The sequence below is a fragment of the Streptomyces sp. 1331.2 genome, from assembly GCF_900199205.1.
Taxonomy (GTDB): Bacteria; Actinomycetota; Actinomycetes; order Streptomycetales; family Streptomycetaceae; genus Kitasatospora.
The window spans coordinates 6,783,111-6,797,858 of record NZ_OBMJ01000001.1 but is presented as its reverse complement, the minus strand read 5'-3'; the positions used below and the strand labels follow the sequence as shown (position 1 = coordinate 6,797,858).

6 protein-coding genes are annotated in these 14,748 nt (G+C 74.4%); all 6 read right to left on the bottom strand.

Going from position 1 to position 14,748, the window contains the following annotated elements; translation table 11 throughout:
• Window positions 1-43: 43 nt before the first annotated feature.
• Genes CRP52_RS29475 through hppD form a run of 6 tightly spaced genes read right to left on the bottom strand, consistent with a single transcriptional unit; the run spans window position 44 to window position 14,741 of the window.
• A complete protein-coding gene (locus CRP52_RS29475) occupies window positions 44-7,912 on the bottom strand; it encodes a non-ribosomal peptide synthetase (protein WP_097239163.1) in 7,869 nt (2,622 codons plus the stop codon).
• Between the two features lie 43 nt (window positions 7,913-7,955).
• Window positions 7,956-9,677 (bottom strand): condensation domain-containing protein, encoded by a 1,722-nt coding sequence (locus tag CRP52_RS29470; RefSeq protein WP_097239162.1) that lies wholly within the window; start codon window positions 9,675-9,677, stop codon window positions 7,956-7,958.
• A 46-nt stretch (window positions 9,678-9,723) separates the two neighbouring features.
• Entirely contained in the window at window positions 9,724-11,244 is a 1,521-nt protein-coding gene (locus CRP52_RS29465) for an AMP-binding protein (RefSeq protein ID WP_097239161.1), read from the bottom strand.
• Window positions 11,245-11,278: 34 nt separating this feature from the next.
• Window positions 11,279-12,583: an aminotransferase-like domain-containing protein gene (locus CRP52_RS29460; RefSeq protein ID WP_097240436.1), complete on the bottom strand. Its 1,305-nt coding sequence runs from the start codon at window positions 12,581-12,583 to the stop codon at window positions 11,279-11,281.
• Window positions 12,580-13,683: an alpha-hydroxy acid oxidase gene (locus CRP52_RS29455; protein ID WP_097239160.1), complete on the bottom strand. Its 1,104-nt coding sequence runs from the start codon at window positions 13,681-13,683 to the stop codon at window positions 12,580-12,582. The genes CRP52_RS29460 and CRP52_RS29455 overlap by 4 nt, the downstream gene beginning before the upstream one ends.
• Window positions 13,680-14,741, bottom strand: coding sequence for a 4-hydroxyphenylpyruvate dioxygenase (gene hppD / locus CRP52_RS29450; RefSeq protein WP_097239159.1), 1,062 nt, complete (start codon window positions 14,739-14,741; stop codon window positions 13,680-13,682). Before hppD ends, CRP52_RS29455 begins: the two co-directional genes overlap by 4 nt.
• Window positions 14,742-14,748 lie beyond the last annotated feature (7 nt).

Genomic DNA, 14,748 nt, shown 5'->3' with positions numbered 1-14,748 from the left:
GGGTCGTGCGGGTGTACGACGTGCGGGTGCGCGACGGGCGGGTTCAGGACTTGGTGGGGCGCAGTGCGGGGCGCGCCAGGGGTGCGGCGGCCAGTCGGGCGGCGGTGGTGGCCGGCGTGGGGTTCTGGAACAGGTCGCGGATCTTCAGCTCGCGGCCCAGCTCCGCCCGTATCCGGCTGATGAGGCGGGTCACCAGCAGCGAGTGGCCGCCGAGGGCGAAGAAGTTGTCGTCGGGGCCGACCGACTCCTTGCCGAGCACCTGCGCGTACAGCTCGCGGACCCGCTGTTCGGTCCCGTCGCCGGTGTCCGGTGCGGCCGCGTTCTCGGACGGCCGGTCCTGGGCGGGGTGCGGCAGTCGCGCGAGCGTGCCCACCGGCTGCCCGGGGTCGGCCGCGAGGTGCCGCAGCACGGCGGCCAGCTCCTGCGCGATCCGCTCGGCGGTCCGGTGGTCGAACAGTTCGGTGGCGTAGGTGAGTTCGCCGGTGAGGCCGAGCGGGCTGCCGTCCGCCGCGCGCTGTTCGCCGAGGTCGAGGCCCAGGTCGAACTTCGACACCTGCCACTCGACGGCGTGCGCCTGTGCGTCGAGGCCTGCCAGTCGGGGCAGGGCCGGGGGCTCGTTCTGCACCTGGAGCAGCACCTGGAAGAGGGGGTGGCGGGCCAGGGAGCGTTCGGGGTTGAGGTCGACCACGACCCGTTCGAAGGGCACGTCCTGGTGCTCGTAGGCGGCGAGGTCGGTCTCCCGCACCCGGTGCAGGAGGTCGGTGAAGGTGGGATCGCCGGAGACGTCGGTGCGCAGCACGAGGGTGTTGACGAAGAAGCCGACCAGGTCGTCCAGTGCCTCGTCCGAGCGGCCCGCGACCACGGTGCCGATGGGGATGTCGGTGCCCGCGCCCAGGCGCGACAGCAGAACCGCGAGGCCGGCCTGGAGCGCCATGAACAGGGTGCAGCCGTGTTGCCGGGCGAGTTCCAGCAGGCGGGCGTGGAGGTCCGCGTCGAGCTCCACCGGGACGGAGCCGCCCGCGAAGCTCGCCACGGCCGGCCGGGGCCGGTCGTGGGGCAGGGCCAACTCGGCCGGAGCAGCGGCCAGTTCCTTCTTCCAGAAGTCCAGTTGGCGGCGGATCAGGCTGTTCGGGTCGTGCTCCGCCCCGAGCAGCTCGCGTTGCCACAGGGTGTAGTCGCTGTACTGCACCGGGAGCGGCTCGAAGTCGGGCGCGTGGCCTTCACGCCGGGCGGCGTAGGCGGTCGCCAGGTCGCTCAGCAGGGGCGCCCAGGACCAGCCGTCGGTGGCGATGTGGTGCACCACCAGCACCAGCACCCATGCGTCGCCGCCCAGTTCGAAGAGCCGGGCGTGCAGGGGCAGGTCCTGCGCGAGGTCGAAGTGGTGGCCCACCGCCTCGCGTACGGCCCCGGGCAGGTCCGCCTCGGTGAGGCGCTCGCACCGCAGCGTCACCGGTGCCTGTGCCGCGGTGCGCAGCCGGATCCGGGGTTCCCCGTCGATCTCGTCGAACAGGGTCCGCAGCACCTCGTGGCGGGCGATGAGATCGCCGAGTGCCGCGGTCAGGGCGGCCACGTCCAGCGGGCCGTGCAGCCGGTAGGCGAAGGGGACGTTGTGATCCGCCGACTGCTCCTGCGCCTGCTGGGCGAACCACAGCCGGTGCTGGGCGAAGGACAGCGGGGGCTCCTGCGCCCACGGTGTCCGGCGCAGTGACGGCCGGGCCTGCCCGGCGCGGCCCGCCAGTTCGGCCAGCGCGGCGACGGTCTGCGCCCGGAAGACGTCCCGCAGCGACAGTTCGACGCCCAGGGCCGTGCGGACGCGGCTGACCAGCCTGGTCGCGAGCAGGGAGTGGCCGCCCAGGTCGAAGAAGCCGGCGTCGGCGGCGACGGTGTCGAGGCCCAGGAGCTCGGCGAAGAGACCCGCCAGGATCTCCTCCCGGGGGTTGCGCGGCGGGCGGCCGCCTGCGGTGGACGGCGCGGGTTCGGGCAGGGCCCGGTAGTCCACCTTGCCGTTGACGGTCAGCGGCAGGTCGTCCAGGACGACGATGTGCGCGGGGATCATGTAGTCCGGCAGCAGGCCGGCGAGGCGGGCGCGCACGTCGGATCGGGACGTTGCGCCGACCACGTAGCCGACCAGCCGCTTCTCGCCGTCCCCGGCCGCCCGGGCGGTGACCACGGCCTGGCGTACGCCCGGGCAGGCGGCGAGCGCGGCCTCGACCTCGCCCGGCTCGACCCGGAAGCCGCGGACCTTCACCTGCTCGTCGGCCCGGCCGAGGAATTCCAGCAGGCCGTCCGTCCGCAGGCGGGCCAGGTCGCCGGTGCGGTACATCCGGGTCCCGGGTGCGCCGAAGGGGTCGGCGACGAATCGCTGTGCGGTCGCGGCCGGCCGCCGGTGGTAGCCGCGCGCCACTCCGGCACCGGCGACGTACAGCTCGCCGGGGGTGCCGGGCGGCACCGGGCGCAGCCGGTCGTCGAGCACGTGGACGCGGGTGTCGTCCAGCGGCCGGCCGATCGGCACCGGGCCGTCGGCGTGGCCGGTGACGAGGTGGGAGGTCGCGCAGAGGGTCACCTCGGTCGGGCCGTACAGGTGGCGGATGGCCGTGGCCGGGCAGGCGGCCTGCACCGCCCGTACCGCGGCGGGGCTGACCACGTCGCCGCCGGTCAGCACCTCGCGCACGGTGGCCAGGATGCCGGGGTGCTCCTCGGCGACCACCCGGAACAGTCCGGCGGTGAGGTGGACGGCCGTGATCCGCTCGTCGCGGACGAGTGCACCGAGTGCGGCGACGGTGAGTTCGCCCTCGGGGGCGACGACCACCTGCCAGCCGGACAGGAGGGCCACCCACAGCTCGTAGTCGGCGATGTCGAAGGCGTGCGGGGCGTGGAACAGCACGCGCTGGGGTCCACCGGTGTGCCAGCCGCGGTCCGCGACCAGGTCCAGGACGTCCCGGTGGGTGACGGCGACGCCCTTGGGTTCGCCGGTGGAGCCCGAGGTGTGCATGAGGTAGGCCAGCTGGTCGGGTCGGCACCGCGCCGGCGGGGCGGCGGGGTCGCCGTCGCCGGTTCCGGCCGCACCGTCGGCTTCGGCTCCGTTCACCAGGACGGTCTGCCCGCAGTCGAGTCCCAGCCGGTGGAACCGCTCGTCCACCAGCAGGACCGGGCAGCCGGCGTCGTCGAGGATCCGCTGGATGCGCGGGGCGGGGTGTCCGGTGTGCAGCGGTACGTAGGCGCCGCCGGCCTTGAGGACGGCCAGCATCGCCACGACCACGTCGGGGGAACGCCCCATCAGCACGCCGACCGGGGTCTCGGTGCCGACACCGATCCGGGTCAGCCGGTGCGCGAGCCGGTTCGCGCGCTCGTCGAGCTCGCGGTACGTCAGCTCGACCGGTCCGGCCTTGAGCGCGACGTCGTCAGGGGTGCGGGCCGCCTGGCGGGTGAACGCCAGGTGGACTCCCGCGGGGGCATCCGGGCGCGAGGGCGCGGCGGCCGGCCGCTCCCCGACCAGCCGGGTGTGCTCCCCGGGCAGCAGCAGCTCCAGCTCCGACACCCGGGCGCGCGGCCGGGAGACCGCCGACTCCAGGACCGTGCGCAGCCGTGCGCCGAGGGTGCGGACGGTGTCGCGGTCGAAGAGCTCGGTGCGGTACTTGGCCACGGCGCGCAGCCCGCCCGCCGGGCCGTGCTCCTCGGTGAACTGGAACGCGAGGTCGAACTCGGCCTCGGTGATGTCGACTTCGGTGGTGTCGGCGGTGAGCCCGGCCAGCTCCACGGCGGCCGTGGACGCCGCGCGCCGCAGGGTCAGCGCCACCTGGAAGAGGGGGTGACGGGCCAGCGAGCGGCGCGGGTTCACCGCCTCGACGACCTGTTCGAAGGGCACGTCCTGGTGGGCGAACGCGGCCAGGTCGGTCTCCCGTACCCGGCGCAGCAGCTCGCCGAAGGCGGGGTCGCCCGAGACGTCGGTGCGCAGGACCAGGGTGTTGACGAAGAAGCCGACCAGGTCGTCCAGCGCCTCGTCCGAGCGGCCCGCGGCCACCGTTCCCAGCGGGATGTCCGTGCCCGCGCCGAGGCGGGACAGCAGCACCGCGAGCGCCGCCTGGAGCACCATGAACAGGGTGCAGCCGTGTTCCCGTGCCAGCGCTTCGAGCTCGCCGGTGAGTGCGGCGTCCAGGTCGAAGGCGACCGCGTCGCCCGCCGGGCCGGCCACCGCCGGGCGGGGGCGGTCGGTGGGCAGTGCCAGCTCCTCGGGCAGCCCGGACAGCGCCTCGCGCCAGTGGGCGAGCTGCTCCTGCGCCACGCCCTCCAGCAGGTCCCGCTGCCAGAGCGTGTAGTCGGCGTACTGCACCGGCAGCGGTGCGCGGTCCGGCTCCCGGCCCTCCCGCCGGGTCGCGTACGCCGCCGCGAGGTCGCCCAGCAGCGGTCCCCAGGACTCGCCGTCGGTGGCGATGTGGTGGAGCGCCAGGACCAGGGTGTGCTCGTCGGCTCCGGCCGTCAGCAGGGCGGCGCGGACCGGGGCGGCCACGGCCAGGTCGAAGGCGCGGCCCGCGACCTCGGCGACGTCGGCCCGGGCGGCGTCGAGGATCTCCAGCTCCAACGGGGCCGCGGGCAGCACGCGCTGGCACGGCTCGCCGCCCACCTCCGGGTAGACGGTGCGCAGGATCTCGTGCCGTTCGGCGAGGTCGGCCAGCGCCGCGCGCAGCGCGGGCACGTCGACCGGGCCGCTGAGCCGGGCGGCCACCGCGCTGTGGTAGGCGGGGTTCGGCCCGTCGAGGCGGTCCAGGAACCACAGCCGCCGCTGGGCGGCGGACAGCGGCAGCCGGGCGGGGCGTTGCGCGGGCCGCAGCGCCGGGCGGGCGCCGCCCGCGCCGTCGAGGCGGGCGGCGAGGCCCGCGACCGTGGGGGTGTTGAAGACCTCGCGGACCCCCAGTTCCACGCCGAGGGCGCCGCGCACCTGGGTCACCAGGCGCATGGCCAGCAGGGAGTGGCCGCCCAGGTCGAAGAAGTCGTCGTCCACGCCGATTTCGGGCAGGCCCAGCACCGCGGCGAACAGGCCTGCCAGGACTTCTTCGTGGGCGGTGCGCCCGGTGCGGCCGCCCGTGCGGTGGCCGGGTGCGGGCAGGGCCCGTCGGTCGAGCTTCCCGTTCGGCGTCACCGGCAGGGCGTCGAGGACGACCACCGCCGGCACCATGTGCTCCGGCAGCACGGCGGCCAGGGCGAGGCGCAGCGCGGCGGGCGTCGGGTCGGCGCCCGTGGCGGGCACCACGTAGGCGACCAGCCGCGGATCGCCCGGCCGGTCCTCGCGGACGACGACGGCCGCGTGGGCGACGCCCTCGCAGCCCGCGGCGGCGTTCTGCACCTCGCCGAGCTCGATCCGGAAGCCGCGGATCTTCACCTGGTCGTCGGTGCGTCCCAGGTATTCCAGGACGCCGTCCGGGCGCCAGCGCACCAGGTCACCGGTGCGGTACATGCGCTCGCCCGGCGCGAAGGGGCAGGCCACGAACCGCTCGGCGGTCAGGCCGGGCCGGCCGAGGTAGCCGCGGGCCAGCTGGACGCCGGCCAGGTAGAGCTCACCGGCCGTGCCGGGCGCGGCCGGTTCGAGGCGGCCGTCGAGCACGTACGCACGGGTGTTGGCGGCGGGCCGTCCGATCGGGACGGGGCCGGGGCCGGGCCGGCAGGCCCACAGGGTGACGTCGACGGCGGCCTCGGTCGGGCCGTAGAGGTTGTGGAGCTCGGTGTCCGGGAGAGTGCGGAAGAACGTCTCCTGGGTGTGGGGGGAGAGCGCTTCGCCGCTGCTGATCACCCGGCGCAGCGAGCGGGCCCGCGACGCGTCCGGCCCGCTGAGGAACGCGTCCAGCATGGACGGCACGAAGTGCGCGGTGGTGACGGACTCGCGTTCGATCAGCTCGGCCAGGTACGACGGGTCCTGGTGGCCGTCGGGCCGGGCCACCACCAGGGTGGCGCCGGTCAGCAGCGGCCAGAAGAACTCCCACACCGACACGTCGAAGCCGCACGGCGTCTTCTGCAGCACGCGGTCGTCGGGACCGAGCCGATAGGTGCGCTGCATCCACTCCAGCCGGTTGACGATGGCCTCGTGGGAGACGAGGGCGCCCTTGGGGCGGCCGGTGGAGCCCGATGTGAAGATGGCGTAGGCGGGGTGGCGGGGGTCGAGGACGGGCCGGGGAGCGGGCTCGGCCTCGGGGAGCGGCGCGTCCACGCGCAGGGTCGGCGTTCCCGGCGCCTGCCAGCCGGAACTCAGCAGCAGTGCCGGAGCGGCGTCCGCCATGATGCCGAGGTTGCGCGCCTCGGGCTGGCCGAGGTCGACGGGCAGGTACGCGGCGCCGGCCTTGAGCACGGCGCACAGGGCGACGATCAGGTCCAGGGAGCGCGGCAGCGCGACCGCGACCAGGCTCTCCGGCCCGATGCCGCGGGCGGTCAGCACGGACGCCAGGCGGCCGGCGCGCTCGTCGAGCGCGCGGTAGCTCAGGTGCTGCCCCTCGAAGACGACGGCGGTGGCTTCGGGGGTGCGGGCGACCTGGGCCTCGATCAGTTCGGGCAGGGCCTGGGCGGGGAAGTCGGCGGCCGTGTCGTTCCAGTCCACGAGGACGCGGCCGCGCTCCTGGGCGGTGAGGGTGTCGAGGGCGCTGACCGGGGCGTCGGGGTCGGCCGCCCACCGCTCCAGCAGCCGTACCAGCCGGGCGCCGAGTTCCGCCGTCCGCTCGCGGTCGAGCAGTTCGGCGTGGTGGCTGAGCCTGAGCCCGAGTGAGGCGCCCGGCTCGACGACCAGGGTGAGCGGGAAGTGCGTGGTGTCCCGGAACCGGATCCGCGCGTCCAGGTCGACGCCCGGCAGGTCGAGCGCGTAGTCGCTCATCGGGAAGTTCTCGAAGACCAGGTTCGTGTCGAAGAGGGCGGCCGGGGAACCGGCCAGGCGCTGGAGCTCGGTCAGTCCGAGGTGGTCGTGGTCGGCCAGGTCGGCGCGCTGGTGCTGCAGCGCCCGGCACGTCTCGCGCAGCGGGGCGGATCCGTCGATCCGGGCGCGCACCGGCACAGTGTTGATGAGCATGCCGATCATCCGGTCGGAGCCGGCCAGTTCCGCGGGCCGGCCGCTGACCGTGCAGCCGAACACGACGTCGTCGTGGCCGGTGCTGCGCGCGAGCAGGACGGCCCAGGCACCCTGGATCACGCTGGTGAGCAGCAGGCCGCACTCCCGGGCCCGGGCGGTCAGGGCCGCCGTCTGCTGCTCGTCCAGGTGCAGGACCACGTCCTCCGGGGTGGCCCCGGGCGACACCTGGCCGCCCGGAGCGAGCCGGGTGGGCTGGTCGAGACCGGCCAGTACGGTGCGCCAGGCCTGCTCGGCCGCCGGGCGGTCGCGCTGCGCCAGATGGGTCAGGTAGGTGCGGTACGGCCGGACGGGCGGCAGTTCACCGTTCCCGTAGAGGGTGAACAGTTCGCGGAAGAGCAGTCCGAACGACCAGCCGTCCAGCAGCAGGTGATGGGCGGTCACCAGGAGCCGGTGCCGTGTGGCGCCGAGCCTGACGAGGGTGAAGCGCAGCAGCGGCGGGCGGCGGCTGTCCACGCCCAGGGCCCAGTCCTGCTCGGTCAGTTCGGCGGCGCGGGCCTCGGCGGCCGGTGCGTCGAGGCCGCCGAGGTCGTGCTCCTGCCAGGCCAGCGGCATGTCACGGCGGACCACCTGGACGGGGTCGCCGTTCCTGCGGTGGGTGAAGGCGACCCGGAGGTTGGCGTGGCGGCGCACCAGGGCGTCGGCGGCCTCCTTGAGCCGGTCCGGGTCGAGCGCGCCGTCCAGGTCGACGGTGAACTGCGCGATGTAGAGGTGCCTGGACTCCGGGTCGTACCCGGAGTGGAAGAGCATGCCCTCCTGCAGCGGGGAGAGCGGCAGGACGTCCTCGATCGCCGGCTGGCTGGTGTTCATGGGGTGGGTTCGCTTTCTGGAGTGCGTCAGAGGACGTCGAGGGTCAGAGGACGTCGAGGGAGGCTGCGAGGTCGTCCAGCTCGTCCTGGTCGATCGTGGAGAGCGTGAGATCGGCGGCGACCGCGGCGCCGGCGTCCGGGCGGTCGGCGTGGGCGACGAGGGCGGTGAGCATCCGGAACCAGGACTCGGCGAGTGCGCGTACCTGCGGCTCGTCGAGGACGCCCGGCGCCCAGGCCCAGTCGGCGTGCAGGACGGGCCCGTCCGCCGAGTCGAGGACGAACGCGTTGACCTCGACGGGGTGCGCCATGGGCATGCCGGGGCCGGGGGCGTCCAGCCGGGCACCGTACTCGGGCAGCAGCTGCCAGTCGGCGTCGGCCGCGGCGCCGAAGCGGCCGAGGTAGTTGAAGCCGAGCTGCGCCGGGTCCGTGGCGGCCAGCACCTGGCGGGCGTACGGGTCGAGGTGGCGCAGCAGGCCGTAGCCGAGCCCCTTGCGGGGGATCGCGCGCAGCTGTTCCTTCGTCCTCCGCAGGGCGAGGGCGATGGTGGGGCCGCCGTGCGCGGCGTCGGGTGCGTCCAGTCCGTCCAGCGTGAAGCGGGTGGGGAAGAGGGTGGTGAACCAGCCGACCGTGCGGGAGAGGTCGGCCTCGGCGGGGATCTCCTCGCGGCCGTGCCCCTCCAGGTCCACCAGGAGGCTCGGCCCGCAGACCGGCCAGCGGGCCAGGGCGAGTGCGAGGCCGGTCAGCAGCAGCTCGTTGGTGTCCGCGCCCAGCCTCTCGGGCACCGACGTCAGCAGCGGTCCGACCGTGGCGGTGGGAAGGCTCAGGGCGAGGTGTGCGGCCAGGTCCTCGTGGTCGCGGGCCGGGTCGAGGGGGCGGCGGCCCAGGGTGTCGGCTCCCGGGCGCAGCACCTCGCTCCAGTACGGGAGTTCGGCGGCGCTCCGGTCGTCGGCGGCTTCCGCCGCGAGCAGTTCGGACCAGCGGCGGAAGGAGGTGGGCACGGGGTCGAGGCGTGGCGCGCGGCCGGCCGTGACCGCCGCCCATGCCTGCGCCAGGTCGCCGGTCAGCACCCGCCAGGAGATGCCGTCGACGACCAGGTGGTTGACGACGAGGGCGAGGCAGCCGGGCCGGTCCGGGCCCGCGTCGAACCAGACGGCCTGGAGGAGCACGCCGTCGGCGGTCGACAGGCGGTCCCGGGCCGCGTGCACCTCCCGTTCCACCTCGCCGGCCCGTTCCACCTCGCCGGCGGTGTCCGCGCCGTCCGTGCGGACCCGCAGGAGGCAGTCCTCGGCCCGGACGGTGCCGGCCGCCCGGGTGTGCGGCACTCCGTCGACCGTGTGCAGCCGGAGCATGTCGTGCCGGTCGAGGACGGCCTGCAGCACCGTGTGGGCGGCCTCCTCGGTCAGTTCCGCCGGGGTGCGCACCACCAGGAACTGGTAGTAGCTGTCGGCCGGTCCGCCGCGCTCGCGCAGCCAGTGCATGATCGGTGTCGGCAGGATCGGCCCGATGCCGTCGTCCTGGCCGCTCCGGCGGGCGGGGGCCAGCGGTCGGGCGGTGGCGGCCAGCGAGGCCACGTCCGGCTGGGTCAGCACGTCGCGGACGGTGAGGGCCAGTCCGGCCCGGCGGGCGGCACCGACGACCTGGACGGCGATGATGCTGTCGCCGCCGAGCCGGACGAAGCCGTCCTGCGGCCGGACCTGCGGTATCGCGAACAGGTCCGCCAGTACGCCGCACAGGATCTGCTCCGGCGTCGTCACGTCGTTCTCCATCGTTGTCTGCCTCGTTCTCGCTCGTTCTCGTTCTGTCGCGGGCCGGTCAGGCGGTGCGGACCGTGCCGAACAGCGTGCGCAGCCGGGCCCGGTCGACCTTTCCGTTCGCGGTCACCGGCAGTTCCTGCAGGGCGTGGAAGTGCTTGGGCACCATGTACGCGGGCAGGTGCGCGGCGCAGTGCGCGGCGAGCAGTTCGGGCTGCGTGCCGTCGGCCGTGGTCGGGGTGTAGGCGGCGGCGAGCCGGCGGGAGCCGGCGACCTCCACGGCCACCACCACGGCGCGGCGCACGCCCGGCAGCGCGTTGAGGACCGCTTCGACCTCGCCGGGCTCGACGCGGTAGCCGTTCACCTTGAGCTGGTCGTCGGCTCGTGCCACGAAGTGGAAGTCGGTGCCGTCGAAGCGGACCAGGTCGCCGGTGGCGTAGCAGCGGCGCGCCGTGCCGTCCTCGTGCGGCAGGGTGCGGAACCTGGCGTCGGTGAGCTCCTGGTCGCCGAGGTAGCCGAGGCCTACGCTGTCGCCGGCGACGATCAGTTCGCCCTCCTCGCCCGGGGCGAAGGGCCGCAGTGCGCCGTCCGCGTGGCGGAGCAGTTCCGCTCCGGCGACCGCGCGTCCGATCGGCGGGTGGTCGGGCCAGTCGGCGGCCTGGTGGGGCGTCAGCCGGTGCTGGGTGACGACGTGGGTCTCGCTGGGCCCGTACTCGTTGACCAGGGTGATGCCGCCCGACGCGCAGAAGCTGCGCACCTCGGCGTTGACGACCAGGCGTTCGCCCGCCACGGCGATCTCCCGCAGGTCGGGCATCGCGTCCGGTTCGAACGCGGCGGCCGTGGCCAGCGCGTGCAGGCCGACCACCGGCAGGAAGAGCCGGGCCACCCGGTGCTCGCGGATCAGGTCCATCAGCGTGAAGGGGTCCTGGCGCTGGTGGTCGTCCACGACGACCAGCCGGGCTCCGGCGAGCCAGGTGGCGACGAGTTCCTCGTATCCCACGTCGAAGCCGATGGACGCCGCCTGGAGGGTGTGCGGCGGGCGGTCGTAGGACCAGTGCCGGAGGTGCCAGTCGCCGAGGGCGGCCAGGACTCCCGGCGGCACGGCCACCGACTTGGGCTCGCCGGTGGATCCCGAGGTGGGGATGACGTAGCCGACCGGTCCTTCGCGGGGTACCTCCAGCGGGTTGCCGCGCACCTCGTCGACGGTGTGCTCGCTGCCGTCCGGGCCGGTCGGCCCGGCGTCGTCGGCGCGCAGCACGAGGTCGCTGAACCGGGTGATCTTCGCGGCCCGGGGCGCGGGCATGCCGGGGTCGACGCAGACCACGCCGGTCCCGGCCCGCCAGGCGCCGAGCACGGCGGCGCAGCGTGCCCAGGACCGGTGGCCGTGGACGGCGACGACGTGGCCCGGTCCCAGGCCGCGGGCGGCGAGGCCGCCGGCGATCTCGGCGGACAGCCGGTCGAGTTCGGCGTAGGTGTGCCGGACGCCGCGGTCGACGACCGCCACCGAGGCATGGTGGCGGCGGACGGCGGCGAGCAGGGGGTGGATGAGCGACCGCCGTGAACCGCTCGCTTCGGTGTACATGCAAGTCCCTTCTCGGGTCGTGTCCGTCGCGGGCTCAGGCACCCGGCGTCGAGGTGCACTCGGCGACCAGCGCGGCCAGCCGGTCCAGCCCCGTCTCGATCTGGTCGGGGGTCAAGGAGCTGCAGGACAGGCGTAGTTGGCGGTGGGTGCGGTCGTTGTCACTGAAGTGGCGCATCGGGGTGAAGAGCACGCCGTGCCGTACGGCGGCGTGTTCGAGCAGTTCGTCGGTGACGGGGAACGGCACGGTGAGCACCACGAAGAAGCCGCCCGCGGGGGTGTTCCAGCGCACCCCGGGCAGTTCGGCGAAGCGTCGGTGCAGGCCCTGGAGGAGTCGGCCGAGGTTGCGCCGGTAGATGCCGATCTGGCGCCGGTTGGCGTGCAGCAGGCTGCCGCCGTGTTCCAGCAGCATGCCTCCCACCAGGGCCTGGCTCACCGGTGAGGTGTTGACGGTGACCATGCTCTTGGCCCGCGACAGCTCGTCGGCGAGCAGGGTCTCCTCCGAGCCCACGACGCGCTGGTCCGCCACGGCGAATCCCACCCGGGCGCCGGGGAAGCAGGTCTTCGCCAGCGACCCGAGGTAGACCACGCGCTGCCCGGTGTCGAGCGCCTTCAGCGTCGGGGGCCTGTCGCTCTCGGCTGCCCGGAAGTAGCCGTAGGGGTTGTCCTCCAGGAGCAGGATGTCCTCCTGGGCGGCGATCTCCAGCAGCCGGTGACGGGTCCGCACGTCCATGGAGTGGCCGCTGGGGTTGGAGAAGTCGGGCACCAGGTACAGCGCCCGGGGCCGCTCACCCGCCGCGCGGACCTCCCGGATCCGCTCCAGCACGTCCTCGGGGCGGACACCCCGGGGGCCTTCGTGGACCGGCCGCACGGGCAGGTCCACCAGCCGGGCGGCGCCGGTCAGGCCGACGTAGGTGGGGTCCACCGCGAGCACGACGTCACGGTCGGTTGCGCGCAGGGCGCGCAGCACCAGCCACAGGGCCTCCTGGGCGCCCACGGTGACCACGATGGCCTCCGGGTCCACGGTGATGCCCTCGTCCCGTTCGAGCTGACGGGCGATGAGTTCGTGGACGATTCCCTTGGTGCGGCCGTACTGGAACAGCTCCCGCCGCACCCGGGCCTCGTCGTAGCCCTTGTGCTCGGCCAGGTGGCGGCAGTAGGTGTCGAGGTAGCGGTGCAGATCGGCCGGGTCGAAGAGGTCCTCGGTGGGCCGGCCGGGGGCGAAGGAGACCGCCTCGGGGAAGCGCCCGGCCACCTCGTTGAGGAAGTTCATCGACAGCAGGGCCGGGTCGGCGAGCGAGGCGTGCAGATCCGCGCGGTCCAGCACCACGGGTGCGGTCATCGGGCCGCCCCCCGGACCGAGAGCCACGGTGCGTCGGCCGGGCCGGTGCAGCCGGACAGCTCCAGGGCGGAGTGCAGCTCGGTGCGCAGCAGGCGCAGGACCCGCCTCACCCCCTCCTCGCCGTCGGCGGCCAGGCCCCACAGGACGGGGCGGCCCAGCAGGACGCCGCTCGCGCCGAGTGCCAGGGCCTTGAGGACGTCGGTGCCGCCGCGGATCCCGCTGTCCAGCAGCACCTGGCAGCGGGCGGGGACGGCTTCGCGTACGGCGGGCAGCATGTCCACGCTGGCCACTGCGCCGTCCAGTTGGCGGCCGCCGTGGTTGGAGACGACGACGGCGTCGGCGCCGACGGAGGCTGCGGTGGCGGCGTCGCCCGGATCGAGGATCCCCTTGACGATCAGGGGCAGCCGCGTCTCGCCGCGGAGCCGGGCGAGATCGTCCCAGCCCAGGGAGCGGGCGAAGGTCTCGGCCGTGTGTTGCGCCACGGCCGAGACACCGGGCTGCCGCTCCCGGGCCCGGCGGGTACCGGCCGGGTCGAGGTGGACGGCCGCCACGTCGGTGGGCAGCGCGAAGCCGTTGCGCAGGTCGCGCAGCCGCCGGCCCATCGAGGGCACGTCCACGGTGACCATCAGCGCCGCGCAGCCGGCTTCCTCGGCGCGCCGGACCAGCTCCGTGGTGGCCGCCGGGTCCTGCTGGCAGTAGAGCTGGAACCAGGTGGTGCCGCCCAGCGCGGTGACGGCCTCGACCGGTTGGCTGCTCAGCGTGCTCACGGTGAACGGCACGCCCGCGGCCGCGGCCGCGCGGGCGGTGGCGAGTTCGCCCTCGGGGTGGACCAGCCGCTGGTACGCCATCGGTGCGACGGCGACCGGCAGGGCCGCGCGGGCGCCGAGGAGTTCGGCCTCGGTGTCGCTCCCCGCCGCGCCGGCGAGGACCCGGGGCACGATCCCGATCCGGTCCAGTGCGGAGCGGTTGGCGGCCAGGGTCAGTTCCTCGCCGCTGCCGCCTTCGATGAAGTCCCAGACCTCCCGGGGCAGTGTCCGGCGGGCGAGTTCGGCGAACTCCTCCAGCCGTACGGGGTCGCGGCCCGTGCCGTGAGCGCTCACCGCGGCACCGCCCCGGTGCTCAGGCGCTCCGCCTCGACGGCTTCGTACAGCGCCTTGATGTTGCCGTTGCCGAAGGTGCGGGCGCCGAAGCGCTCGATCACCTCGTGGAACAGCGTGCGCCTCGGATGGGTGGAGCGGGTGAAGATCTGGAACAGCTGGCCGTCGTGGTCCTCGTCGACCAGGACGCTGATCCCGTGCAGCTCGGAGGTGCTGTGCCGGGTCAGTTCGAGGCGGTCGGCGAGCATCGTGTAGTAGGCGTCGGGGACGCTCAGGAACTCGACGCCGCGCTCGCGCAGCGTGCCGACGGCCCGGACGATGTCGCGGGAGGCGAAGGCCACGTGCTGGACGCCGGCCCCGCCGTGTTCGGCCAGGAAGCGGTCGATCTGGCCGGGCTCGGCGCTCGTGTCGGGCTCTATCAGGGTCAGGGTGACCTCGCCGCAGGCGCTCTGCACCACCTTGGAGTCCATGGCCTGGGCACCGACCCTGATCAGCTCCTGGAAGATCATGCGGAAGCCGAGCACCCGCGTGTAGAAGTCCACCGTGCGCTCCAGTTCCCCGGACGGCAGGCAGACGGCGAAGTGGTCGATTTCCTCCAGGAGTTCGTCGCCGCGGTCCTGCGCGGCGTCCGGCAGCACGGTGAAGCCCGGCGGGATTGCGGTGGGCCCGGGATCGACGAGCGTGTGCACCACGTCGCCGAATCCGGCCAGCACCGCCGTGGTCCGGCCGTCGGGGTGGCGGCGCGGCACCGCGAGCGGCACCGCCCCGCGGGAGACCGCCTCGTCGAAGACGGCGGGTACGTCGGCCACGGTCAGCGCGATGTCGGCGACGCCGTCCCCGTGCGCCAGGACGTAGCCGGCTCCCGGGTGGTGCGGCGAGCGTGCCTGGGTGAGGACGAGGACGATGCGGCCCTGGCGCAGTGCGAGGGAGCTCGCCTCGGCGGATGAGGCGCGGGCCACCGGGCGGAAGCCGTAGCGGTCGGTCAGCTCGGCCGCGGCCGAGTCGACGTCGGCGACGTGGAATTCGACATGGCTGATGCCGAATGCGGGAGAGAAGGTCATGGTTGGG